We start from the raw sequence: 23,361 nt of genomic DNA, 5'->3' as shown, positions 1-23,361 counted from the left end.
CCTACCTTCCACTGAGCCGGGAGGCCGGCAGCCGCTCTTCCAGTCGACCCAACTCAACGCCGAACTCCGTCAGCACCTGGCCGCGGGCAGCCTCGATCGACTGGGCCTGCAGCCTGCCCTGCTGCCTGGCCCGCCCGGTAGCCCGGATCTCCTCAGCCGTTGCCCCGGCCATCCAGTCGAGGAACATGCCCATCACCTCTTTGCCAGAGGTTCCACCGACCACGTCCTGGAGCTTCTGCCGAAGCGCCAGACCCGCGGGCAGGTTGACGAAATTCCCCAGCGACGTACGGGACTGGTCGTCGGTGAGGCCGCGCCTGGATCGTGCTTCTTCGGCGAGACGCGTGCGGGTCGGGGCGTCGAGCGACAGCTCCACCTGGCGGAAGAGGTCCGGCAGGATCGCGGTGAGCGGGACCTCGACGTTGGTCGGCTTCATCTCGCCGTCGGGGAGCTTGAGGACGTGACCCTCGTGATCCATCTGGGCGAAGTGGGGGCCGACGGCACTGACCGGGATCAGCCGGATGACCCGACTCCCCCAGGTGTGGGTCTCGACCAGCGCTCGGAGGTGTGCGGTCTCGAGCAGCGCGTCTCGTACCAGGTCGAGACGGGTGTTCTCGTCCGCGTCCTCGGGTTCGCCGAAGCCGCGAACCAGGTCCCACTTGGTGAGGACGAAGTGGATCGGGCACGAGGCGCCGGCCATGATGCCGGTCATCGGCTGGATCTGGCTGCGGAAGTACCTGCGGCCGGCCGGCTCGTTGCGCAGGTACTGCAGGACGCGGTAGCCGTCGAGCATGCCGAGCAGACCGTGCGCGTTCCGGATCCGCCCTTCGAGGTCGCTCAGCGCGGTGGAACCGGCCTCCTGCTCGGATTCCAGCAGTTCGCCGGCGTAGTCGAGGTAGCTGATCTTGAAGACCGTGTGCCTGACCCCGGCATCGAACGACACGCAGTCGAAGTCGAGCTCTCTCGTCTCACCGGTCCTGGTACCGCGTGGCCAGGGCTCGGAGGTGTCGCTGACCTCGTCGAACACCTTGCTGAGATACACGCGGTGCGCGGCGTTCGTCTCCAGGAAGTAGGAACGTCCCGGCATCGGCACGTTGACCGTGTGGAACATGCTCGACAGGTAGACGGTCTTGCCCGAACCTGCCACTCCCAGGGCAACCACGCGGAAGTGCGGGACGGCGACTTCCGCTGCGGTTGCAGGGCTTTCAGCCGTACGACGTTCGCGCGGCGCCGGCGTACCGAGCAGTCGGGTGGTTCGTTCGGCTGGTTTCGCGGGTTGGCGGGGAGGTGCTGACGGTCGGGGTATTGGGGGGCGCGGGGACGCAGGTTGTGCCGGGGCGAACACGCGGGGGCGCAGGACGAACGCGTGGACGGTGGCGATCACCGCGAGCAGGATGAAGATCGGCATCACCTGGGCGTCCGAGCCCAGTCCGATCAGGAGGACGAGCCAGGCGAGTGAGTAGATCACCGCAGCCGTCCACAGCGCGCTTTCCTTGAGCTTGCTCGCCGCATGGATGAAGGGCGCGGGCGTCAACAGGCCGAGCGTCAGCACTGGAATCAGAGCCCAGAGCACGGACCCCGCGCCAGGCTGAGCATTCGCCGGCTGAACGGGCTTGGCCGCCTCAACCTGCTTGGCCGGATGACTGGTTTTGGCAGGTTGAGTGGGCTTGATCGGCTGCGTGGGTGTGGGTTGGGGCGCTTGCTGTGGCGGTGCAGTGGTGGCCGCAGGCGTTGGCGTTGGTGTTGGCGTCGGAACTGGAGAAGTTGGCTGCGGTGCCGGTGCCGGCGTCGCGGCCGGCGGCGGCGTGGTGGGCGTCGGTGTGGTGGGCGTCGGTGTCGCGGTCGGTGTCGGGACCTTTACTTCTGGAGTCGGCTCTGGCGGTGCCGGCTGCCGTACTGGCTCCGGCGGTGCCGGTTGCGGCGGTGCTGGTTCCGGCGGTGGCGGTGCTGGGGTTGCGGCCGGGGTGATGGTGGTGGTGACGGGGATGGTGAGTTCGCCGCTGGGGCCTTTGAGGGTGAGGGTTCCGGTGCGGGGGCCAGGGGTGGTGGTTTCGATGGTGACGGTGAAGTTTTCCGCGGCTTCCTGGAGGCGGATCCAGGAGTCGTCAGCGTGCGGGATGGCAGCGCGGGCGATCGGTGGCCCCAGCAGGTTGATGACCTGCGCAGGGGATTCAGAGCCCTGCTCCACCGGCGGGAAGTGGACCTCGGCGTGGCTCGGGTGGAGAACCGCCTCAGCCAGGGCCGCCTTCGCCGGGTCGGCGACGTACTGGATGTCCGTGCGGGCGATCTCGACCAATGCCTCGTAGGCGCCGACTGCCGAGGGGAGGTTGTCGCTGAGCAGGCGGACGCGGAGTTCGCTGACCGCGCCGAGGCGGGAGAACATGTTCGGGTCCGTCATCGCGGCCTGCAGGTCGGCCGGGATCGGCATCGGCTTGATGCGCTTGCGGCGGCTTCTCGCCAGATACAGCTCGCCCTGCATCTCGACGTCGCGGCTCGGGGTCTGGTGCGGGGTCTGCGCGCGGACCCGGTCGAAGACGTAGTCGTACAGCTCGTTCAGCGAGACCCAGCCGTCCTCGTCGCGGTCGGCGTCGCCGGTCGCAAGCCCTTCCACCAGAGCCGTCGTGAAGACCGACGGCCGTTGGGTCTTGTCGTCGGCCAGCCGATCTCCTTCGAAGGCGTACTCGATCGAGCTGGACGCCGTGATCACCGCCCGGCCGCGACCACCACCGACCCGGTTCTCGGGGAAGCTGTCCGCCACGTTGACGTCCCCGGTCGACCGGACCGTCACTCCTTTACCGAAAGCCCCGCCGTAGCAGCAGTCCAGCAACAACACGATGCTCCGCGACCTGCTCGCCCGCATGCACCGCTGAACGAAGTCGGCGGAGATCGCGGTGGAGCTGAGCCGGTTCGGCCGGGTGTTCTTGGCCGCGAAGAACAGTTCGCCCGACTCGCTCTTGAGGCCGTGGCAGGAGAAGTGCAGCAGCAGTACGTCGTCGGCGCGGCTGTCGGCGAGCAGGTCCTCGATGTGGGTCTGGATGACGTGCGCGGGCTGGTTGCGAACGGTCTCCACCTCGAAGGCGCCGATCTGCCGGTCGCCCAGCACCTGGGCCAGCGCCTCGGCGTCGGCCGCGGGAGACAGCAGGTGCCGCAGTCCCTCGTGGTCGTACTCGTCGTTCGCGACGATGAGGGCCTTGCGCCGGCCGTCCATCACTCGTCCTCGGATCCCGCGTGCCTGCTGACGAACAACTCGATGAGCCGGGTCTGGTCCTTCTCCGAGACTTCCGACAGCTCGAGCACGTCGCCGTCGAGCTCCAGCCGCACCGTCCGTTTGCTGCCGTCGCCCTGGGCGAGCCAGCCGCGGATCGCGGACACCACGTTCCGCACTCCCTGGGCGGTGCGAGTGAGGGTGATCAGCAGTCCACCGATCGCGATCGCGTCGATCGCGCGCGCACCCGGCGGCGGCGGACCGGCCCGCAGCGCGGTGACGTCCCCGACATCCAGCTGCACCAGTTCCTGCCGCAGATACCCCGTCAACGTGTCCAGACGCTCGGCATCCGCTCCGGACTCGGACAGCTGCACACGCAGCTCACTCATCCGGGCCACCCCCCTTCTCACTCAGTGGACCCGATCCGCGACGATGGCCCCCCACGTCGCGTGACGCCCACGTCACCCAGGTTAGTCTCCTGACTACCTTCCCGCTACGCATCGTGAACCCTGGCCCGCAAGGCCGGAAGTGCCTGAAAATCCCCTTTCTCTGCCCGATCGGGCAGAGTAGGCCGCCAGCGATCCTCCTTCCGGTTTGAGCTGCGGCGGGTGATGCTGGTCGCGTGAGTACGCCGGCACGGGGCGGGGTCGAGGGGATCGTCGGGCGGGAACGCGAGCTGGGGTTGTTGCGCGGCTGGCTGGATGCCGCGCGCAACGGCTCCGGACGGCTGGTCCTCTGCAGCGGTGAAGCCGGGATCGGGAAGACCCGGCTGGCCCAGGAGCTCGCGGGGATCGCGCTGGCGGCAGGGGCGACTGTCGCGTGGGGCCGGTGCGTCGAGACGGAAGGCGCCCCGGCGTACTGGCCGTGGCGGCAGGTCCTTCGGTCCTTGGGGATCAACGCGGACCGGACGCTCTCGGGCGAGGGGACCGAGGATCGCTTCCGGCTCTTCGAGGACATAGTCCAGGTCGTGGAGGAAATGGCCGGGCGCGACGGGCTGGTCGTGGTACTCGATGACATCCACCGGGCCGACGAGGATTCAGTGCTGGTGCTCAGGCATCTCGCCGACCAACTGAGCGGGATGCCGGTGCTCGTGCTGGCGACGGTGCGCGACTTCGAGCCGGCGAGCACGCGGCTGATGCCCGAGCTCCTCCGGGCACCGTCGGCGGAACGTCTTGCCTTGAAGGGCTTCGGGGTTCCGGAGGTCGGCGAACAGTTGCCAGACGCAACGATCAAGGAAACCCAGCAGGTGCATGCGGTCACCGGCGGTAATCCGCTGTTCGTGCGCGAGGTCGCCCGGGCGATGAGGGACGGTTCGTGGCGTCCCGATCGGCCGCCGCGGACAGTGCTCGACATCGTCGGCGCGCGGCTGGACCGGATCAGCCCGGACTGCCGTCGGCTGGTGCAGGCAGGGGCGATCGTCGGTCGGGACTTCCAGACGGGTCTGCTGGCCACCACCCTCGGCCGGCCTGTCGACGACTGCCTGCCGCTGATCGACGAGGCCGTCGCCTTCGGATTCGTCGATCGCGTCAACGACAGTGGGGACTACCGCTTCGTCCACGCGCTCACCCGCGACGCGGTGGAGGCGTCCCTGGCGACTGCCGACCGGGTCGCCCTGCATCGGGCTGTGGCGGAAGTGCTGGAGGCACGGTTCGCGGACGATCTGTCCGAGCACCTCGCCGAGATCGCCCGCCACCGCGCCGAGCTCGCGCAGTACGGGGAAGGTGAGACGGCCCGGCTGTGGTTGGTGCGGGCCGCGGACGACGCAGTACGACGGCTTGCTTATGAGGAAGGTGCTCGGCTCTATCGCGCTGCGCTGGCTGCGACGCCGTTGCCCGCAGAGGAGCGATCCCGGATCCAGGTGGCGCTCGGTCGGGCTGCGTACCTCGCTGGCGATCTCCAAGGATGCGTGACGGCGGCGGCCGCGGCTGCCGAGGCGGCGCAGAGTCCTGAGCAGAAGGCCGAGGCCGCACTGGTAGTAGAAGCCGTTCCCGATCCGGGGATCAACGCGACGGCGAAGAGGTTGTGCGAGGAAGCGCTCGCGATCACGGACGACGACGCCCTCAGGGCACGGCTGCTGGCTCAGCGTAGCCACCTCGCCTTCTACGACGGCGAGCAGGAGCGGCTCGACGTACTGAGCGCTGAGGCCCTCGACTTGGCTCGCACCTCGCACGACTTCCACGCGTTGATGGACGCGTTGCGTGCCAGGCAGGAGGCCTGCCCTGGTCCGGCTGGCCGCGCCGAGCGGCTGGAGCTCGCCTCCGAGATGCTCTCGCTGGCGCAACGAACGAACAGTGCGCGTGCGGCCATGTGGGGCGAGCTCTGGCGACTCGACGCGTTGATCGAGAGCGGACAACTCGCGGCAGCCGCCGAGGGACTCCCGGCGCTGGAGGTCGCGGTCAAGAGACTCGGTGGACCGGTCAGCGCGTGGCACCACGACCGCGTCGCCGCTTGTCTGGCCCAGGCCCGAGGCCGGTACGACGAGGCTGCCGCGATCGCGCGCCGGGGATTCGACCGGATGAGAGTGGTCGAACCTGCGCCCGCGTCGGGTGCCTACTTCGCCCTGCTGACCTCGCTGGCGGGTCACGTCGGGGTCAGCGAGGACGCGGCCGCGTTCGCCCGGCAGGCCTTCGACCCACCACCTCGGTTCGCGACGATGTCCCGGCTCTCCAGGTCGTACCTGCAGTTGTGTGCGGGCCTCCCGGACGAGGCGGCATCGTCGTACCGGCAGGCCGGGCCGATGGAGACCTGGTCGCTGCCTGCGTTCTTCGTCCTGCCTGGTTACGTGTACGCCGCCCTGGCGTGTGCCGGGCTCGGGCGGCACGACGACCTCGCAGTACTCCTCGAGCGGCTCGAACCGTTCCGCGGTGAGCACATGGTCGGCAACGGGGTCGCCTTCATGGGCCCGGCCGAGCTCGCCCTCGGACGGGCGGCGGCGGCCCTCGGGCGCTTCGACGCCGCGATCGACGATCTGACCACGGCCGTCCGCCAGGCCGAGAGCGCCGGTGCACCCGGGTTCGTCGCCGAGGCGGAGTTCCACCTCGCCACTGCATTGCGGGCGAGGAACGCAGCGGGTGATCGCGACCGCGCCCTCACCGTGGCCCGCGACGCCGACCGGCTGGTCAGATCGCTCGGCATGACCGCGTACGCCGACCGCACCGCCGCGCTGCTGGGCGCCGGCCACGCGCCGAACGGCCTCAGCCCTCGGGAAGCGGAGGTGGCCGCGCTGGTGGCCGAGGGGCTCACCAACCGGCAGATCGCCGAGCGCCTGGTGCTGTCCGAACGCACCGCGCAGAACCACGTCCAGCACATCCTCAGCAAGCTCGGGTTCGCCACCCGCAGCCAGATCGCCGCCTGGAGCGCCCGCTCGGACCGCTGAGCCTTTGAGTGGCTGACACCCCGCGCCCGGCCCTGGGCCAGGGATGACCAGGGCATGGCCAGGGCATCTCCCGGGCGCGAACGGATGGCCCGTCGGGCGACGGTGAACGTGGCGGTACCGCCGGAGTGCTGCCCCGACCACGCCAGAGAGGTCCGACCGTGGAGACGAAGAACGACTACGACTACGACGTCATCGTGATGGGCGGAGGGGCACCCGGCGAGCACTGCGCCGGCGCGCTGGCCGAGGGTGGGCTGCGGGTCGCGCTGGTCGAACGGGAGTTGGTCGGCGGCGAGTGTTCGTACTGGGCGTGCATCCCGTCCAAGACGTTGTTGCGGGCGGGCGAGGCCGTCCAAGCGGCTCGCGACGCCGAGGGTGTCGCCGAGGTGGACGTCGCGAAAGCCCTGGCCTGGCGCGACTTCATGGTGTCCGACCACACCGACGTGGGTCAGGAGCGGTGGCTGGCGAAGGCCGGCATCGCCCTGATCCGCGGCAGCGGCCGGCTCGCCGGTCCCGGGGCGGTCGAGGTCGACGGTGTCCGGTACACCGCGGCAAATGTCGTCGTCGCGACCGGTGCGGACCCCGTCATTCCGCCGATCCCCGGGCTCGGCGACCTCGAGGGGATCTGGACCAACCGCGAGGTGACCGCGATGACAGCGATCCCGCGTCGCCTGGTCATCCTCGGCGGCGGCCCGGTCGGCGTCGAGATGGCCCAGGCCGTACTCCGCCTCGGCGGCGAGGTCGTTCTCGCCAACCGGGGACAACACCTGCTCTCACGGGAACCCGCGCCGCTGGGTGAAGCCGTCGCGGCGGTGCTCCGCCGGGAGGGTGTGGAAATCGCCCTCGGAGTACAGGCGATCGCAGCCCGGCGCGACGGCTCGGAGTACGTGGTGGAGTTCGACGACGGCACGGAGTTGCGCGGGGATCGCCTGCTGGTCGCCACCGGCCGGCGGCCGCGGGTGAACGGGATCGGCCTCGAGACGGTCGGCATCGAGCCCGAACCGGACGGGATCCCGGTCGACGAACACCTGCGCGCCGGCGATCGGCTCTTCGCGATCGGCGACGTCACCGGGATCTGGCCGACCACCCACGTCGGCAAGTACCAGGGCGATGTGGTCGCCGATCACCTGCTGGGCGGATCGCGGCAGACCAACTACGAGGCGGTCCCGCGGGTCGCCTTCACCGATCCGGCGGCGGCTTCGGTGGGCGTCGGTGAGGACGTGTTCAGCTCGACCGTCCCGGTAGCGGAGGTCGCCAAGACAGCGACGTACACGCGGGCCTACGCGGAGTCGAACGGCTTCCTCACGCTGCTGAGCGACGGTGACCGGCTCACCGGCGCCTATGCCCTCGGCCCGGAAGCGGGCGAATGGCTGCAGCAGGCCACGCTGGCGATCCGGGCCCGGCTCCCGCTCGACGTGCTGGTGGACACCATCCAGCCGTTCCCGACCTTCTCGGAGATCTACGTCTCCGCACTGCACGCGCTCCAGCAACACATCGCCGCGCGCTGACGCCACCTGGTCACTCAGAACGGAGCCACTGATGAAGTTCTTCCGCCGGCTGCAAGCAGACGAGGTGAGGCCGCCGGTCCGGGCGGCCCCCACGCCCGGCCGGCGGAAGACGATCGGCCTGCCACTGCGCGAGGAGTCGGGTTCGGTCCTCGTCGCAGTGGACGGCCACCCGAAGGGGTGGGGGGTGCTGGACTGGGCCGCCGCCGAGGCGGCCGCCCGCGGCAGCGTCCTCCGGATCGTGCACGCCTACACCTGGTCGGCCTTCCCGATGGACGCGTTCGGCGGGCTCATGATGGTGCACCGGGATCCGCAGGCCGAACTGGCCGCCGGGCTGATCGTCGAGGAGGCCGCGAGGCGCGCTCGCCGCATCGCGCCGACGCTGCGGGTCAGCACCCACCTCCAAGGCGGCTCCCCCGCCGAAGCGGTGCTCCGGGAGGGCCGGTGGGACTCCCTGATCGTCCTCGGCCGCTGCTCCCGCGCGCACTGGACCACCCCGTTATCCGAACCGCCCGGCCTGCGGGTGGCCCGCCGGGCGGCGGGCCCGGTGGCGATCGTCGATCTGCTCGGCCACGAAGCGCGAGGGCCCTCGGCGGGACGGGTGGTCGCGTGCCTGGGCGAGACCGGGGACCCGAGGCCGGCGTTGGGAGTGGCCTTCCGTGCCGCCCTGCGTCGCGGGGTCGGAGTCACGGTGCTGGCCAAACCGGCCAGACCTGTCCTCAAGGAGGCCCTGCGCATGTGCCAGGATGCCTTCCCCGAGGTGCGCTTCCGCCGCGCCTCTCCTTTCGCGCTGGCAAGCGAGTCCGCGGGTGCTGCCCTGACGGTGCTCGACGCACGCCCCCACGGACGCCTGCACCGGGTGTTCACCTCGTCCTCGAGTGAGGCCGTCCTGCGCTCCCGGCGCGGCCCGATCGTCATCGCGGGAACCACCGTCGACGTGACCGGCACCTGGTGAGCCGGAGGAGCAGTGCCACGGGCCCCCACAGCGCTTGTGGGGGCCCGTGGTCTCAGTGGGTCACTGACCGCTGAAGGTGAAGCTCGATCCTGGCTGGGTGACGATGTCGCCGTCGGCCGAGTTGGTGGCTGTTCGTCAACGGCTCGTCACGGATCGGATTTCCGGCGCTCCGGTCGGGCGCTGCCAGCTTGGGGCGTCCGGCCAGAGGGAGTTGTGGGAGAGGTAGGGCCGGAGGAGCTCGGTGAGGGCCGGGTCCGAGCGGGAGTGGAGTTCGGCGACGGCGATGTGGCGGGCGGCGCCGGCGAGGAGGTCCGCGAGCTGGACCCGAGGGTCCGTGCGGGAGTCGGTCATCGTGACGCTCAGGAGCGGCGGCGGGCCGGAGGAGACCTCAGCGAGGATCGCCTGGACCTGAGCGACGCGATGCCGGGTCAGGGCACTCTGCTCGTCGTGGACGATGGCGACGGAGCGGCCGCCCCCGCTCCAGTCCAGTGCGGTGCTCCAGTGGAGTGCGGTTTCGAGGAGCGCTGGGAGCAGGGGTTCGAGGGCCGGTGGCACTGACGAGCGGTCGTCGAGGAGGAGGGTGAGCACCTCTTCGAGCTGCGGCCGGGACTTGCTCAGGTGGTCGAGAATCCCTTGCAGGCTGTCGGATTCCTGTCGCTTCGGGAGTGTGGAACGAAGGTCCCCGAGGGTGGCGTAGAACTCGTCGACGGCGGCTGCGTTGATCACTTGGCGGCGTTTGGTCCGCATCACCTTGACGAAAGTGGCCAGGAATGCGCGCCACCTCAGCTGACCGAAGACCGCCGGGCCGTCGCGGTACAGAGTCACGGCCGCGGGGCGGAGTTCTGTCGCCAGGCTGGTGCCCGCGGCGTACGTGGGTTCGCCGAGCAGGAAGTCGACGATGCGGCAGGTGATGAAGAACGGCTTGTCGGTCAGGTGCACGTGCCCGACGCCGCGCAGCGAGCCGAGCAACCACTCCAGCACCGGACGCTGCCGGAGCATCTGGGTCGCCTTGTACTCCGTGCTGGTGTGGCGGAATCTCGCCCGGACCAGCGCGACGTACTCCGCCGCTGCCGGGCGGTCGAGGTGAACGCCGGCATGGGTGATCACGGGCGAGGTGGGATCGAGCAGGTTGGTGCCGGTGAATCCGGACTCGTCACAGGCGATCTCGAGAGGACGCGAATGCATGGGGATGGCTGCTCCCTGGGGAAACGTGGCTGCACGCCGAAGATCCCGGCCGCGCAGGCCGGGTCGGGCACCGGCACCACGCGAGGTGGCCGGTGGTGATCACACAGGGATCACACGGGGATCCCGCGGATCAGTGAGCGGCAGCAGCCGTTCCAGCAGACATGCACCCCATCATCGGCGAACCACCGGTGACCTGTCACCGGGTTTCGCCTCGGCCCTGGCTGTCAAGGCCGCGGCACTGGCCGTCAGGGCTTGCGGGCGAGTCCTCCGAGCAGGAGGCGGCTGGCTCCGCCCGGGGTGCGTCGGCTGCCGTCGGTCGGCCACCAGTCGCCGAGGCCGGCCAGCCCCGGGCCGACGAGCTCGAGTCCGGTGAAGAGCGAGGCGATCTCGTCCGCGGTACGGAACGTCATCGAGGGAAAGGCCGTGCGGACCTTGTCCTCCACCGAGGTCGCGAACTCGGCGAGACGGCTGCCGTCGCGCGGGTTGGTCGCATGCGTCACCGCCAGGTACGAGCCGGCCGGGAGCGCGTCGACATAGCCGGCCACGACTCCGCGGGCCTGCGCGAGATCGGCGATGCAGTGCAGCACCAGGCACTGGATCAGCCCGACGGGCCGGTTCAGGTCGAGTGCGCCGGTCACGGTCGGATCCGAGAGGACGGCAGCCGGTTCGGTGAGATCCGCGGCCGCGAAGTAGACCCGCTGCCACTCGTCGGCGAGCAGAGCCTGGCCGTGCGAGATCACCGTCGGGTCGTTGTCGACGTACACCACGGTCACGTCCGGAGCGGCCTTCTGCGCGACCTCGTGGGTGTTCTCGGAGGTCGGCAGGCCGGAACCGAGGTCGAGGAACTGGTCGATCCCCCGGTCGCGAGCCATCAGGTCGACGACTTTGGCGAGCCAGCGACGGTTCTCCTTGGCGAGCTCGGGCGTCTCGGGAGCGATCTTCAGGATCTGCCGATACAACTGCCGGTCGATCTCGAAGCTGTTCTTCCCACCGAGGAACAGGTCGTAGACCCGGGCCCCGCTAGGCCGGTTGGTATCGACCTCAGGCGTGCGCGATCGGACGTCGCCCCCCTCGCCCATCGCCCAGCCTCCTGAATCAGAACTACCCGGATCCGAAATTCATGATTACCGGAGGCTACCCCGGCACCGGTCTGCGTAGGCCCGGTGCACAGGTCCTTCCTGACAGTTGTCCAGACCGAGATCCGTGGGACCGGACCGGTGACACCCCTGATCCTCCGAACACCTGGACCTGGTGACCGCGTCGCGATCACCGACCGACCGCGTTGCGATGAGTTTTTCCGGGCCTGCTCGTCTCTACTGAGACACAACCGGAAACTCGGAGGAGACACACATCATGGCGAAGGTCTTGTACTCGGTGACGATGTCGTTGGACGGCTTCATCGCCGGACCCGGCGGGGACATGTCATGGATGACGGAGTACCTCGGCCCCAACCCGGAGATCGACGAGCTGATCGGGCGGATCGGCGCCCTGCTCGTCGGGCGCCGGACGTACGACGGGGACGATCCGCACAAGGGCGACGAGGGCGAGGGCAAGGCCTTCGGCGGCGGCTGGGAGGGCCCGCAGTTCGTCGTCACCCACCACCTCCCCGCCACCGCTCCACCGAACACGACGTTCGTCGACGACTTCGCCACTGCCCTGGCGCAGGCCAAGGAAGCCGCCGGCGACAAGTACGTCAACGTCATGGGCGCGAGCATGGGCAAACAGTGCCTGGAGGCCGGCCAACTCGACGAGGTCCTGACCCTCATCGCCCCCGTCCTTCTCGGCGACGGTGTCTCCCTCTTCAACCACCCGGGCGGCCGCAACACCAAACTGGAACGCCTCTCAGTCGGCCAGGTGCCCCTGGCCACCAGCCTCTGGTTCAAGGTGGTGTGACCGATGGGCAAACTCATCTACTCGATGATCACGTCGCTCGACGGCTTCGTCAGCGATGCCGACGGCAACTTCGGCTGGGGTGCTCCGGATCAGGAGGTGCACGAGTTCGTCAACGAGCAGTTCCGATCGGTCGGCACCTACCTGTACGGCCGGCGGATGTACGAGACGATGGTCTACTGGGAAACGGCGCACAAGGAGCCCGGGCAGCCGCCCTTCGTCGTGGAGTATGCGCGGGTCTGGCAGGTCGCCGACAAGATCGTCTACTCCACCACGCTGAACGAGGTCGCCAGCGAGCGGACCCGGATCGAGCGAACCTTCGACCCGGACGCGGCGCGCAAGCTGAAGGCCGAGTCCGACCGGGACCTCACCGTCGACGGCCCGCACCTCGCGGCGCAGGCGATCAAAGCCGGCCTGGTCGACGAGTACCAGGTCTTCGTCGGACCGGCGATCGTCGGTGGCGGCAACCCGTTCTTCCCGGCCGACGTCCGCGTCGACCTCGAACTGCTGGATGAGCGGCGATTCGCCAACGGCGTGGTCTTCCTGCGGTACGGCGTCAGGGCGGGCCTCGTCTAGGCCTTCAGAAGTCGGCGCCGGCGGAGTACATCACCGCGCGGATCTCCACGGCGAGTCCGTCGATCCTGGTGTCGGGCAGCAGGTCGGCGAGCTCGATCGCCCGCTCCTTGCTATCCACGTCGATCAGGTAGTAGCCGCCCATGAACTCGTCCGTTTCCCGGAACGGCCCGTGCGACACCGCCGGTACGCCGCCGCGGCTGCACAGTACCGTGCTCGTCGACGGATCGGCGAGCGCCTGCGTACTGATCAGCTCCCCCGCCTCCGACGCCACCCGCTGGAACTCCTGATGCCCGGCGTGCACCGCCTTGCGCTGCTCCTCCGTGAGGCGCGCCAGCACAGCCGTGTTGACCTGCATGATCAGCAGGTACCTCATCGCCCACCTCCGCTCCGGCCGCTCACCGCGACCCTCACGAGAAGTACGAGACAGACCTGCTGTTCTTGACATCCGCGACTGGCTGCCACCCGATACTGGGTGGATGATCTCGACGGACCGGCTCACGCTGCGACGCTTCCAGCCCGGCGACGCGGACGCGTTCGCGGCGTACCGCTCGGCGCCGGAGGTTGCCCGCTACCAGTCGTGGGACACACCCGTCAGCTTGGAGACAGCCCGTACGACGGTCGCGCAGTACGCGGAAGGTGATCCCACCCAGGCCGGGTGGTTCCAGTACGCGATCGACCTCGACGGAGTACTGATCGGGGACATCGGCCTCAAGCTGCATGACAACCTGAGGCAGGCGGACCTCGGCTACACCCTCGCGCCCGCGTACCAGGGCAAGGGCTACGCCACGGAGGCTGTGCGGGGATTGCTCGACCACCTCTTTCGCGAACGGAACATCCACCGGGTCTCCGCGGAGTGCGACGCGCGCAACGAGTCGTCGGCGCGACTGCTGACAAGGCTCGGCTTCCGGCAGGAAGGTCTGCGGGTCGCCAACACGTGGTTCAAGGGCGAGTGGACCGACGACCTGCTCTTCGGCCTGCTCCGTTCCGACTGGCTCAGCTGACGGCTCGGGCCGCCCAGACCCGCGCGGTCAGGTCGATCGAGCCGTCCGCCTCGGTCGGCAACCTGTCCCGGAGAACGTCCCGAACGGCAGCCTGCGCGGATTCGTCGAGCGTGCGCAGGTAGGCCGGGGCAACGCCCTGGCCACCGAGGAAAGGCTTCCAGTAGTCGTCGAACGAGGCAAACACCGTCGGTACGTCGATCGCCCGGGTGGTGACGTCCGCGAACCCCGCCTCGGTGAACAGGCCCTCCAGTCCCTCCGCGCTGCAGAACGGGAACCTGAGCCCCTCGTCCTGGTCGCGATCCGCCGGCCGCAGGTCACCGACGACGTCCCAGAAATACTTCATCAGCTGCATGCCGTCCGCGTAGTCCCAGACGTAGACCGCGACGGTCTTCCCGATCGACCGCAGCTTGCGCAGTGCCTCGACCCGATCCGGCAGGAAGTTGAGCACCAGCCCCGAGACGACAACGTCGAACGACTCGTCCGTCAGTTCCTCGGCCGAGCGGACCTCGAAGCGGGCTCGCTCGTCCTGCACGGTCTTCCGCGCGTAGTCGACGAACCCGGCCGAGCGATCCACACCGAGCACCGCCGCCGGGGACGCAGTACTGAGGATCGTGCTGGTCAGGGCGCCGGTCCCGCAGCCGACGTCGAGCCAGGTCAGGGCCTCGGGCTGGTCGAGCCAGGCCACGAACTCCTTCGCGACCAGGCGACTCCAGCGGCCGACGTACGACTCGTAGATCTCACCACTCGACCATTCGTCCATCTCGGCAGGATAAGCCTGCACCGTCGTCAGCGGACCACCGTCGAGAGCGATACTCCGGTGAGCTTCTCGGCCACTGACCAGAGTCGCGCATTGGTCTCCGCGTCGAGCGATCGGCGCGGGGCGTTGGCCAGCTTCGTCGGGCCGACCAGACCGAGACGCTGACTTGGTCCGTAGTACGCGCCGGCCTTGGCCTCTGGGCTGGTCGCCGCGAACAGCAGCGGCTCGGCGCCCTGCTCGACTCCCTGAGACGGCAGCGGGTTGAACCGCTCCACGAAGGAGTGCCACCACGGCAGCTTGTCGCGACCGAGACTCGCTCCGGCGGTCTGGAGGTTGGTCCTGGTGTAGCCCGGGTGCGCCGCCGTGCTCATCAGGTTCCACCCGCGCTCGGCCGCCACCGCAGCCAACTCGTGCGCGAACATCAGGTCCGCCAGCTTGGACTGCGCGTACGACGTGGTCGACCGGTAGCTCCGCTCCCACTGGAGATCGTCGAAGTGGATCCGCCCGAAGTTCGCCGTACCGCTGCTCATCGTGGCGACCCGCGGAGCCGGCGCGGCCAGCAGCAACGGGAGCAGCCGCAGCGTCAGTGCGAACGGGCCGAGGAAGTTGCTGCCGAACTGCAGCTCGAAGCCGTCGGTCGTGGCCATCCGGGTCGGCGGCGCCATCACCCCCGCGTTGTTCACCAGCAGGTCGATCGGTGTGCCGTCCGCGATCAGCCCGTCCGCGAACTCCCGCACGGAGGCGAGGTCCGCGAGATCGATCCGCCGCACTTCGAGCTGGGCGTTCGGGTACTGCGCGAGGATCTCGGCGCGGGCCGCTTCGCCCTTGGCGAGGGTGCGAACGGCCATCACCACGCGGGCTCCGGCACCGGCCAGTCGCCGGACGGTCTCCTTGCCGGTGCCGCTGTTGGCGCCGGTGACGACGGCGTACTTGCCGGTCTGGTCCGGGACGACGTACATGGGGCGCTCCTTCAGTAAAAGACTGGTGGTCTGTTATGAAGGACGCTATCAGACCGCTGGTCTGATGACAACAGACCAGCGGTCTGTAGACTGTGACGATGACGACTTTCCAGCGCGCCCGCAGCGAGGAGCAGCGGGCCGTCCGGCGCGAGGCGATCCTCGAGACCGCGGCCGCGATGCTGGCCGAGATGCCGGTCGCGGACCTGAGCCTGAACGAGCTGAGCCGGCGCGTGGGGTTGGCGAAGTCGAACGTGCTGAAGTACTTCGAGTCGCGCGAGGCCGTCCTTCTGGAACTCCTCGACACGGAGATGCGCGACTGGACGCGGCAACTCGAGGACGCGCTCGGAGTACCGGCTTCCGGCGAGTCGGTGGATGCGCGGGTGCGACGGCTGGTGGAGACCGTGGTGGCGACCTTGGCGTCGAGGCCGATGTTCTGCGCGCTGGTGAGTGCACAGGCGTCCGTGCTGGAGCACAACATCTCGACCGACGTGGCGCTGCGGTTCAAGCGCGCCGCGATCGCCGGCTACCGCGACCTGGTCCGGGTCCTGCTCGGCACGCTGCCGGAGCTGGGCGAGGACGGCGCCGGACGGTTCATCGCCGCCGCCAGCATGCTGATCGGCGCGATCTGGGCCCACGCCAACCCCGCGTCGGCCATCCTCGCCGTCTACGACCGCGATCCCGAGTTGGCGGCGCTGCGGATGGAGTTCGCAGCCGACCTCCAGGAGACCCTCGAGATTCATCTGCGGGGTCTGCTGGCCGGCCCGGCGTAGCAGTGGGCCGGCCCAGTGCGTAGCGCCGGGCCGGCCCAGGAGTTGTTGCTTACGGCAAGTAGTAGTTGGGGTTCGGGAGCTTGAAGGTGCGGTCGGCGAAGCCGCCCTTCAGGTCGCTGAACTGGTCGCCGAAGTTGGCCACGATGTCGTAGCCGAGCGACTCGATGTGAGCGCGAGTCGCGGACTTGTAGTGGATCGTCGTGCAGGAACCGTTCGGGTCGTTGGCACACGCCTTCTGCAGGTAGGCCGGGTAGTCGGCGACGGCCGGTTTGGTGAACAGGCCGTCCTCACCGTTGCGCAGCCCGGTCGGCTTCGGGAATCCCGCGTCGATGCCGACGCCGTCCGCGGTGAGATTGCCGAGTGTCGCCTGCTCCTGGGCAGCACCCCGGCCGGTCAGGAAGAAGATCGCGTATCCCTCGCGCTCGGCCGTCGTCACCAGGTCGACCATGCCCGGGACCGCCGGGAACCGCTGCTCGGTGACGAAGGTGCCGTTCGTCGTCGGGTTGAACGCCCAGTTGCTGAAGATCTCGTAGTTCCAGGTGGCCAGCGAAGTGTCGTCGACGTCCAGCAGGATCGCCTTGGTGCCGCGGGTGTGGTGACTACCGGTCAGCCAGCGCTTACCGGACGCGGCCACCGAGGTCGCCTCCTTGGCGTAGTTGCTGTTCGCGCCGAAGGTGCCGGTGCCCAGCGGATCGCCGTAGTAGTTGCGGAGCTGCTGGCGCAGGACGTCGATGTTGGTGACCTGCTTCTCGGACCGCGGCGTCGACGTCTGGATCGCCGGCTGCTGGGAGGCGACCCCGGCGGAGTACGCGACACCGCCGGCGACGGAGGCGACGGCCAGGGTGGCGACACCGGTGAGGAGCAGCCGGCGCGATGGCCGGCGCCAGGAACGGTTGAACATGATGACCCTCTTCCCAGGACGAAAGCTTGCAAAAGCAAACTAACCCCGTCCTTGCCGACCGCTCCTCCCCCGCACCCAAGTCCAGGGAAATCCTCCGGCGAGCGTCGTCAGCGCCGGTCCGACGGCTCCGAGGCGACCGCGACCAGGGCCTTGACCAGGTTGCCCACCTCCGGCGAGGCCAGTTCGTAATGCACCGTCCGGCCGTCGCGCTGACTGGCGACGAGCCCGACGGACCGCAGTACGGCGAGGTGGTTGGAGACGTTCGGCTGGGTGGTTCCGGTGTGGTCCACCAACTGGCTCACGGTGGCCTCGCCGTCGGCCAGCGCCATCAGCAGCGACAGCCTGACCTCGCAACTCAGCGCCCGGCCGACCTCGAGCATCAGCGGCGCTGGAACACCTTGACCTTGCATCATCCGTCGATGATATCTTCTGACTCATCAGCCGTCACTGATGAGTCCCCGAGGAGCCGACGGAATGAGCTGCACCACCGACCTGCCGACCGTCGTCGTCCCGGCGCGGACGCTGTGGTCACCCAACTTCCGCCTGTACTTCGGGGCGCGCACCACCTCGCTGCTGGGTGACGCCATGCTGCCGGTGGCGTTGTCGGTCGGCGTGCTCCAAGCCGGGTACGGCGCGAGCGGCGTCGGCTACGCGCTGGGGTCCTGGTTGGCCGCGGTGGCGCTGTGCATGCTGGTCGGCGGCGTGCTGGCTGATCGGTTCACCGCTCGCCGGATGATGGTGCTCGCCGACCTCGCGCGGTTCGTCCTGCACGCCGGGATGGCCGTGCTCTTCGCGCTCGGGACGCCCTCGCTGGTCACGATCGTGGTGCTGCAGTTCCTCAGTGGTGTCGCCAGCGCGATGTTCCAGCCGGGCGTGGCGAGCATGGTCCCGCAGGTCGCGGACGACGTGCAGCGCGCCAACGGAGTACTCCGGATCGCCGAGTCGATGGCGGGTGTGCTCGGGCCGGCGGCGGCCGGCGTGCTGGTCAGCGTGGCCGGACCGAGCGTCGTCTTCGCGATCTACTCGGCCACCTACGCGATCAGCGCGCTCTGCCTGCTCGCGCTGCGGCTGGAGACGACCAGAGCCGCGGCCGGGGCGTCGTTCCTGACCCAGTTGACCGAAGGCTGGCACGAGTTCCGGTCCCGCACCTGGTTGTTCAGCGTGATCACGATCTTCTTGCTGTACGGGTTCTTCGTCGTCGGCGTCTCGCTGCCGATCGGCGCGGAACTCATCGTCACCAACCTCGACTCGGCCGCGTTGGGGATCGGCCTGGCCGCCTTCGGTGCGGGTGGAGCGGTCGGCGGGACGCTCGCCATCCGAATCCGTCCGGCCCGGCCGCTGGCCGCCGGCTCGATCGGCTGGGCGCTGTTCGCTATCTACCCCCTGGTCCCGGCCCTCAGCCCGAACCTCGTCGTCCTGGTGATCGGCTGGGCGATCGCCGGCAGCGGGATCGCCTTCTGGGCGGTGATCTGGTCCACCACCGTGCAGACCCAGGTCCCCGCCGAACTACTCAACCGGGTCTACGCGTACGACGTCGCGGGGTCGCTCGTCACGATGGCGCTGGGTCGTTCGGTCGCCGGACCACTCGCGTCGGTGACCGGTGAGCGCCCGCTGATGATCTTCGCCTCCGGACTCGGCCTGGTCTGCGCGTCCCTGCTGCTGATCGTGCCGGCCACCAGGCGACTCCAGGCGGTCAGACCTTCTTGACGTACCGGTGACAGGGCACGGGGATCGGCCCGGCCTCGGTGGTCGCCGGATAGTCGAACTCGCCGCCGTCGGCCCAGCCGCTGCGCTCGTAGAACCGCCTGGCCCGGGCGTTGCCGGTGGCCACAGCCAGCCAGGCCTCGTCGTACCCGTTGGCCTTGACCTGCCGCTCGGCCTCGGCGATCAGCGTCCCGGCGACCCCGGAACCGCGATGCTCGCCGGACACGTACACCTGCTCGACCTCGGCGGCCACCACCATCACGAACCCGGCGACCTCGTCACCCAGCACCGCGACCGTCGTGTCGGGGATGCGCGGCGGCACCCGCTCCCAGAACGACTCCTTGGTGCGGATGGCAACGAGTTCCTCCGGCACATTCCCGAAGTGCCCGTCGCCCCACCCGGCGTACCAGATGGAGGCGACGGCATCGGCGTCAGCAGCGGTGGCAGCGCGCAGCGAGACGGTCATAAACACCCTGGCGGTTCAGTCCGGGTCGTAGGCGAGGTTCGGGCGGAGCCAGCGTTCGATCTCGGCCAGCGGCATACCGCGGCGGGCGGCGTAGTCCTCGATCTGGTCCTTGCCGACGCGACCGACGCTGAAGTACCTCGCGGCCGGGCTGGCGAAGATCAGCCCGCTGACCGCGGCGGCCGGCGTCATCGCGTACGACTCGGTCAGGCCGAGGCCGAGCTTCTCCGCCTCGAGCAGGTCGAACAACTGCTTCTTCTCGCTGTGGTCCGGGCTCGCCGGGTACCCCAGCGCGGGCCGGATCCCCCGGAACCGCTCGGCGTGCAGGTCCTCCAGCACCGGGTCGGCGTCCGGCTCGAACCAGGCCTTGCGGGCCTCCAGGTGGATCCACTCGGCGAACGCCTCCGCCAGCCGGTCCGCCAACGCCTTCACCATGATCGCCCGGTAGTCGTCGTTGTCCGCCTCGTACCGCGCGGCCAGCTCCTCGGCGCCGTGGATGGCGACGCCGAACCCGCCGAGGTAGTCCCCGGCCGGTGCGACGTAGTCGGCCAGGCAGCGGTTGTCCCGGCCCTCCGGCTTCTCGGTCTGCTGCCGCAGCATCGGGAAGGAGACACCCAGGTCGTCGAGAATGATGTCGTCGCCCTCGCTGTGCGCGTTCCAGAACCCGTACGCGCCCTTCGCGGTGAAGGAGCCGTCCGCGATGATCTGGTCCAGCAGCGTGTTCGCGTCGTCGAAGAGCTCGCGAGCGACCGGCTGCTCCAGGATCGCCGGGTACTTGCCCTTCAACTCCCAGGCCAGGAAGAGGAACTGCCAGTCGATCATCGCCCGCAGCGTCTCCAGGTCGGGCTCCTCGACCCGCAGCCCGGTGAACGCCGGCACCGGCAGCTCGCCGTACTCGACCTGCTCGCGGTTCGCCCGGGCCTGCTCGATCGGCAGCACCGGCTTGCGCTGCTTGTTGGCGTGCTGCTCGCGGAGGATCTCCTGGGCCGCACGGTTGCTGACGGCAAGCTCTTCGGCCCGGCCGTCGTCGAGCAGGTCCGACACCACGCCGACCACCCGGGACGCGTCCAGCACGTGCACGGTGGTGTTCCCGTACGCCGGTGCGATCCGGACCGCGGTGTGCTGCTTGGAGGTGGTCGCCCCACCGACCAGCAACGGGAAGTCGAGGCCGCGACGCTCCATCTCGGCAGCCACCGCGACCATCTCGTCCAGCGACGGCGTGATCAGCCCGGACAGGCCGACCACGTCGGCGCCCTCGGCGATCGCCGTGTCGAGGATCCGGGCCGCGGGCACCATCACGCCGAGGTCGATCACCTCGTAGTTGTTGCAGCCGAGCACCACCCCGACGATGTTCTTGCCGATGTCGTGCACGTCGCCCTTGACGGTGGCGAGTACGACCTTGCCCTGACCGCGGACCGCTTCCTCGCGGCCCTCCAGCCGGGCCTGCTCCTTCTCGGCCTCCATGAACGGTTCGAGGTAGGCGACCGAGCGCTTCATCACCCGGGCGCTCTTCACTACCTGGGGCAGGAACATCTTGCCCGCGCCGAACAGGTCGCCGACGATCTTCATCCCGTCCATCAGCGGGCCCTCGATCACCTCGAGCGGCCGGGCCCTGGTCAGCCGGGCCTCCTCGGTGTCGTCCTCGATGAAGTCCACGATGCCGTGCACGAGCGCGTGCGACAGCCGCTCCTCGACCGAGCCCTCCCGCCAGGTCAGGTCGATCTCGCGCTGGGTGCCCTTGCCCTTCACGTTCTCGGCGAAGCTGACCAGCCGGTCGGTGGCGTCGTCGCGCCGGTCGAAGATCACGTCCTCGACGAGTTCCAGCAGGTCAGCCGGGATGTCCTGGTAGACCGCGAGCTGGCCGGCGTTGACGATTCCCATGTCCAGGCCGACCTGGCCCGCGTGGTACAGGAACGCCGAGTGCATCGCCTCGCGGACGACGTCGTTGCCGCGGAAGGAGAAGGACAGGTTCGAGATCCCGCCGCTGATGTGGACGCCCGGACAGCGTTCCTTGATCAGCGGCAGCGCCTCGATGAAGTTCTTGGCGTAGCCGTTGTGCTCGGACATCCCGGTGGCGACGGCGAGCACGTTCGGGTCGAAGATGATGTCCTCGGGCGGGAAGCCGATCTGCGTCAGCAGGTCGTACGCGCGGCCGCAGATCGCCACCTTGCGCTCGACGGTGTCGGCCTGGCCCTGCTCGTCGAAGGCCATCACCACCGCACCGGCACCGTAGTCGCGGATCCGCCGGGCCCGGTCGAGGAACTCCTCCTCGCCCTCCTTCAGGCTGATCGAGTTGACCACGCCCTTGCCCTGCACGCACTTGAGCCCGGCCTCGAGCACCGACCACTTCGAGCTGTCGATCATGATCGGGATCCGGGCCACCTCGGGCTCGGTCGCGACCAGGTTCAAGAAGGTGGTCATCGCCTGCTCGCTGTCGAGCAGGTCGGCGTCCATGTTCACGTCGAGCAGGTTCGCGCCGCCGCGGACCTGCTCCAGCGCGACGTCCACCGCGGCCTGGTGGTTGTCGGACTCGATCAGCCGGCGGAACCGCGCCGAACCGGTCACGTTGGTCCGCTCACCGATCATCACGAACCCGGTGTCCGCACCGATCGAGAACGGTTCGAGGCCGCTGAACCGGGTGGCGGTGTTCGCCGGAGCGACCTCGCGCGGCGCCATCCCCTGCACCGACTTGGCGATCCGCTCGATGTGGGCGGGCGTCGTGCCGCAGCAGCCGCCGACGATGTTGACCAGGCCCGAGGACGCGAACTCGGCGAGCATCTCGGCCGTCTGCGCCGGGGTCTCGTCGTAGCCGCCGAAGGCGTTCGGCAGTCCCGCGTTCGGGTGCGACGCGACGTACGTGTCGGCGAAGCGGGCCAGGTCCGCGACGTGCGGGCGCATCTCCGCGGCGCCGAGCGAGCAGTTCACCCCGACGACCATCGGCTTGGCGTGCTCGATCGAGCTCCAGAACGCCTCGACGGTCTGGCCCGACAGGGTCCGGCCGCTCAGGTCGACGATCGTCACCGAGATCCACAGCGGCAGGTCGGGAGCCACCTCGCGGGCGGCGGCGATCGCGGCCTTCGCGTTCAGCGTGTCGAAGATCGTCTCCACCAGCAGCAGGTCGACACCGCCCTCGGCCAGCGCGGAGATCTGCTCGGCGTACGAGTCCCGGACCTGCTCGAACGACACCGCGCGGTACGCCGGGTCCTCGACGCGCGGGGACAGCGACAAGGTGACGTTGAGCGGGCCGATCGACCCGGCCACGAACCGGCCGCCGGCCTCGTCGGCCGCCTGACGGGCCAGCCGGGCACCCTCGAGGTTCATCTCCCGCACGAGCGACTGCAGTCCGTAGTCGGCCTGGCCGATGCTGGTCGCGGTGAAGGTGTTGGTGGTGGTGATGTCGGCGCCGGCGTTCAGGTACTGCCGGTGGACGTCCAGGATCACGTCCGGGCGCATCAGGTTCAGCAGATCGGGATCACCGCTGACGTCGTGAGTGTGGTCGGCGAAGCGATCACCGCGGTAGTCCTCGGGAGTCAGCTTCGCGCCCTGCAGCATTGTGCCCCAGGCGCCGTCCAGAACCGCCACCCGCTGGTCCAGCAGGGTGCGCAACTCCGTCTGACGTTCGTTCACCTCGGCCCACCTCCAGAAAAGATCCGGAGGCGCCCTTGCAGTCAAACCCCCAGGCCGAGCGTGGCGAACCCAGCGGGCCCGTCGCAGCGCCTCTCGACCTGGACCGCAATCCTACTGATCGAGCTCAGCCATGCCGAATGATTGCCCGCTTACTGAGATACTTCATCCATAATATGAGACTCCCCAGGCAGTGCCGCTGTCGACTCCAGTCCGTTGGGACCCAGACTCCCCCACGGCGGCAGCGACCTCCCGAAACCACCAACCACCCCCAAGGCGGTCCGCCCACACCCCGAAAGGTTGTCCCCGGTCCCCACCGCTGCACCCCCGCCACCGTCAGCGGCTCCACGCCACGCACCGGGCTTGCCCGATGACGGGTTGTCCGGCCGCTGGCGCCCTAGAGAGCCTGTTGAGAAATGGGTGTGGCGGTGGTGTGGGTCACCGGGTGGGCGTTCGAGTATTGGGTATGGCGAATTCGTATCGGCCGGTTGATCGT

19 protein-coding genes are annotated in these 23,361 nt (G+C 69.2%); 8 read left to right on the top strand and 11 right to left on the bottom strand.

Annotated elements, in window-relative coordinates; translation table 11 throughout:
* Position 1: 1 nt before the first annotated feature.
* Positions 2 to 3,205: a caspase family protein gene (locus EV644_RS37880; protein ID WP_132195710.1), complete on the bottom strand. Its 3,204-nt coding sequence runs from the start codon at positions 3,203 to 3,205 to the stop codon at positions 2 to 4.
* Positions 3,205 to 3,591 (bottom strand): hypothetical protein, encoded by a 387-nt coding sequence (locus EV644_RS37875; protein ID WP_199240235.1) that lies wholly within the window; start codon positions 3,589 to 3,591, stop codon positions 3,205 to 3,207. Before EV644_RS37875 ends, EV644_RS37880 begins: the two co-directional genes overlap by 1 nt.
* Before the next feature lie 233 nt (positions 3,592 to 3,824).
* Between EV644_RS37875 and EV644_RS37870 the strand changes: the two genes are divergently transcribed.
* The 3 genes from EV644_RS37870 (at position 3,825) to EV644_RS37860 (ending at position 9,035) form a co-directional block, all read left to right on the top strand.
* Positions 3,825 to 6,578, top strand: a complete 2,754-nt coding sequence (locus tag EV644_RS37870) for an ATP-binding protein (protein ID WP_241999335.1) — start codon at positions 3,825 to 3,827, stop codon at positions 6,576 to 6,578.
* A 158-nt stretch (positions 6,579 to 6,736) separates the two neighbouring features.
* Positions 6,737 to 8,083, top strand: a complete 1,347-nt coding sequence (locus tag EV644_RS37865; RefSeq protein WP_199240234.1) for a dihydrolipoyl dehydrogenase family protein — start codon at positions 6,737 to 6,739, stop codon at positions 8,081 to 8,083.
* A gap of 31 nt (positions 8,084 to 8,114) precedes the next feature.
* The gene (locus EV644_RS37860; protein ID WP_132195712.1) at positions 8,115 to 9,035 is read left to right on the top strand and encodes a universal stress protein; all 921 of its coding nucleotides are present in this window, start codon (positions 8,115 to 8,117) and stop codon (positions 9,033 to 9,035) included.
* Positions 9,036 to 9,170: 135 nt separating this feature from the next.
* On the opposite strand, the gene EV644_RS37855 is transcribed toward EV644_RS37860, so the two are convergent.
* Positions 9,171 to 10,220, bottom strand: a complete 1,050-nt coding sequence (locus tag EV644_RS37855; RefSeq protein ID WP_132195714.1) for a DUF3800 domain-containing protein — start codon at positions 10,218 to 10,220, stop codon at positions 9,171 to 9,173.
* A gap of 245 nt (positions 10,221 to 10,465) precedes the next feature.
* Positions 10,466 to 11,299 (bottom strand): SAM-dependent methyltransferase, encoded by an 834-nt coding sequence (locus tag EV644_RS37850; protein ID WP_132195716.1) that lies wholly within the window; start codon positions 11,297 to 11,299, stop codon positions 10,466 to 10,468.
* A gap of 274 nt (positions 11,300 to 11,573) precedes the next feature.
* On the opposite strand from EV644_RS37850, the gene EV644_RS37845 reads away from it, so the two are divergent.
* Positions 11,574 to 12,113: a dihydrofolate reductase family protein gene (locus EV644_RS37845; protein ID WP_132195718.1), complete on the top strand. Its 540-nt coding sequence runs from the start codon at positions 11,574 to 11,576 to the stop codon at positions 12,111 to 12,113.
* Positions 12,114 to 12,116: 3 nt separating this feature from the next.
* Positions 12,117 to 12,686 (top strand): dihydrofolate reductase family protein, encoded by a 570-nt coding sequence (locus EV644_RS37840; RefSeq protein WP_132195720.1) that lies wholly within the window; start codon positions 12,117 to 12,119, stop codon positions 12,684 to 12,686.
* Between the two features lie 4 nt (positions 12,687 to 12,690).
* Here the strand turns inward: EV644_RS37840 and EV644_RS37835 are convergent, their stop codons facing one another.
* Positions 12,691 to 13,059 (bottom strand): YciI family protein, encoded by a 369-nt coding sequence (locus tag EV644_RS37835; protein ID WP_132195722.1) that lies wholly within the window; start codon positions 13,057 to 13,059, stop codon positions 12,691 to 12,693.
* Positions 13,060 to 13,162: 103 nt separating this feature from the next.
* Here EV644_RS37835 and EV644_RS37830 point away from each other — a divergent pair, with 103 nt between their 5' ends.
* Positions 13,163 to 13,687, top strand: a complete 525-nt coding sequence (locus EV644_RS37830) for a GNAT family N-acetyltransferase (protein ID WP_132195724.1) — start codon at positions 13,163 to 13,165, stop codon at positions 13,685 to 13,687.
* Here the strand turns inward: EV644_RS37830 and EV644_RS37825 are convergent.
* Both EV644_RS37825 and EV644_RS37820 read right to left on the bottom strand, forming a co-directional pair.
* Positions 13,680 to 14,447, bottom strand: a complete 768-nt coding sequence (locus tag EV644_RS37825) for a class I SAM-dependent methyltransferase (protein ID WP_132195726.1) — start codon at positions 14,445 to 14,447, stop codon at positions 13,680 to 13,682. The two genes, EV644_RS37830 and EV644_RS37825, sit on opposite strands and share 8 nt — an antisense overlap.
* Before the next feature lie 26 nt (positions 14,448 to 14,473).
* Positions 14,474 to 15,403 carry an SDR family oxidoreductase gene (locus EV644_RS37820; RefSeq protein ID WP_132195728.1) on the bottom strand — a complete coding sequence of 310 codons (930 nt, stop codon included), beginning with the start codon at positions 15,401 to 15,403 and terminating at the stop codon, positions 14,474 to 14,476.
* 98 nt (positions 15,404 to 15,501) lie between these two features.
* Here EV644_RS37820 and EV644_RS37815 point away from each other — a divergent pair, with 98 nt between their 5' ends.
* On the top strand, positions 15,502 to 16,173 hold the full coding sequence (locus tag EV644_RS37815) for a TetR/AcrR family transcriptional regulator (protein WP_132195730.1): 672 nt from the start codon (positions 15,502 to 15,504) through the stop codon (positions 16,171 to 16,173).
* A 49-nt stretch (positions 16,174 to 16,222) separates the two neighbouring features.
* Here EV644_RS37815 and EV644_RS37810 read toward each other — a convergent pair whose 3' ends face one another.
* Together EV644_RS37810 and EV644_RS37805 are read right to left on the bottom strand one after the other, a co-directional pair.
* On the bottom strand, positions 16,223 to 17,074 hold the full coding sequence (locus tag EV644_RS37810; RefSeq protein WP_132195732.1) for an HAD family acid phosphatase: 852 nt from the start codon (positions 17,072 to 17,074) through the stop codon (positions 16,223 to 16,225).
* 107 nt (positions 17,075 to 17,181) lie between these two features.
* Positions 17,182 to 17,487, bottom strand: a complete 306-nt coding sequence (locus EV644_RS37805) for an ArsR/SmtB family transcription factor (protein ID WP_199240233.1) — start codon at positions 17,485 to 17,487, stop codon at positions 17,182 to 17,184.
* 61 nt (positions 17,488 to 17,548) lie between these two features.
* Between EV644_RS37805 and EV644_RS37800 the strand changes: the two genes are divergently transcribed.
* Positions 17,549 to 18,781 carry an MFS transporter gene (locus EV644_RS37800; protein ID WP_132195734.1) on the top strand — a complete coding sequence of 411 codons (1,233 nt, stop codon included), beginning with the start codon at positions 17,549 to 17,551 and terminating at the stop codon, positions 18,779 to 18,781.
* Here the strand turns inward: EV644_RS37800 and EV644_RS37795 are convergent.
* Positions 18,768 to 19,244: a GNAT family N-acetyltransferase gene (locus EV644_RS37795; RefSeq protein WP_132195736.1), complete on the bottom strand. Its 477-nt coding sequence runs from the start codon at positions 19,242 to 19,244 to the stop codon at positions 18,768 to 18,770. The two genes, EV644_RS37800 and EV644_RS37795, sit on opposite strands and share 14 nt — an antisense overlap.
* 15 nt (positions 19,245 to 19,259) lie before the next feature.
* Positions 19,260 to 22,868: a methionine synthase gene (gene metH / locus EV644_RS37790; protein WP_132195738.1), complete on the bottom strand. Its 3,609-nt coding sequence runs from the start codon at positions 22,866 to 22,868 to the stop codon at positions 19,260 to 19,262.
* Positions 22,869 to 23,361 lie beyond the last annotated feature (493 nt).

The sequence above is a fragment of the Kribbella orskensis genome (assembly GCF_004342085.1).
GTDB lineage: Bacteria > Actinomycetota > Actinomycetes > Propionibacteriales > Kribbellaceae > Kribbella > Kribbella orskensis.
The sequence above is the reverse complement of the archived record's forward strand: the minus strand, read 5'-3'. Positions and strand labels throughout refer to the sequence as shown.

Excerpts from the sequence above, each read along its gene's own strand:
- EV644_RS37825 (WP_132195726.1), bottom strand. The coding sequence starts at position 14,447 with ATGGACGAATGGTCGAGTGGTGAGATCTACGAGTCGTACGTCGGCCGC.
- EV644_RS37820 (WP_132195728.1), bottom strand. The coding sequence starts at position 15,403 with ATGTACGTCGTCCCGGACCAGACCGGCAAGTACGCCGTCGTCACCGGC.
- EV644_RS37795 (WP_132195736.1), bottom strand. The coding sequence starts at position 19,244 with ATGACCGTCTCGCTGCGCGCTGCCACCGCTGCTGACGCCGATGCCGTC.
- EV644_RS37875 (WP_199240235.1), bottom strand. The coding sequence starts at position 3,591 with ATGAGTGAGCTGCGTGTGCAGCTGTCCGAGTCCGGAGCGGATGCCGAG.
- EV644_RS37850 (WP_132195716.1), bottom strand. The coding sequence starts at position 11,299 with ATGGGCGAGGGGGGCGACGTCCGATCGCGCACGCCTGAGGTCGATACC.
- EV644_RS37840 (WP_132195720.1), top strand. The coding sequence starts at position 12,117 with ATGGGCAAACTCATCTACTCGATGATCACGTCGCTCGACGGCTTCGTC.
- EV644_RS37845 (WP_132195718.1), top strand. The coding sequence starts at position 11,574 with ATGGCGAAGGTCTTGTACTCGGTGACGATGTCGTTGGACGGCTTCATC.
- EV644_RS37855 (WP_132195714.1), bottom strand. The coding sequence starts at position 10,220 with ATGCATTCGCGTCCTCTCGAGATCGCCTGTGACGAGTCCGGATTCACC.
- EV644_RS37835 (WP_132195722.1), bottom strand. The coding sequence starts at position 13,059 with ATGAGGTACCTGCTGATCATGCAGGTCAACACGGCTGTGCTGGCGCGC.
- EV644_RS37800 (WP_132195734.1), top strand. The coding sequence starts at position 17,549 with ATGAGCTGCACCACCGACCTGCCGACCGTCGTCGTCCCGGCGCGGACG.
- EV644_RS37880 (WP_132195710.1), bottom strand. The coding sequence starts at position 3,205 with ATGGACGGCCGGCGCAAGGCCCTCATCGTCGCGAACGACGAGTACGAC.
- EV644_RS37805 (WP_199240233.1), bottom strand. The coding sequence starts at position 17,487 with ATGATGCAAGGTCAAGGTGTTCCAGCGCCGCTGATGCTCGAGGTCGGC.
- EV644_RS37810 (WP_132195732.1), bottom strand. The coding sequence starts at position 17,074 with ATGTTCAACCGTTCCTGGCGCCGGCCATCGCGCCGGCTGCTCCTCACC.
- EV644_RS37830 (WP_132195724.1), top strand. The coding sequence starts at position 13,163 with ATGATCTCGACGGACCGGCTCACGCTGCGACGCTTCCAGCCCGGCGAC.
- EV644_RS37815 (WP_132195730.1), top strand. The coding sequence starts at position 15,502 with ATGACGACTTTCCAGCGCGCCCGCAGCGAGGAGCAGCGGGCCGTCCGG.
- EV644_RS37860 (WP_132195712.1), top strand. The coding sequence starts at position 8,115 with ATGAAGTTCTTCCGCCGGCTGCAAGCAGACGAGGTGAGGCCGCCGGTC.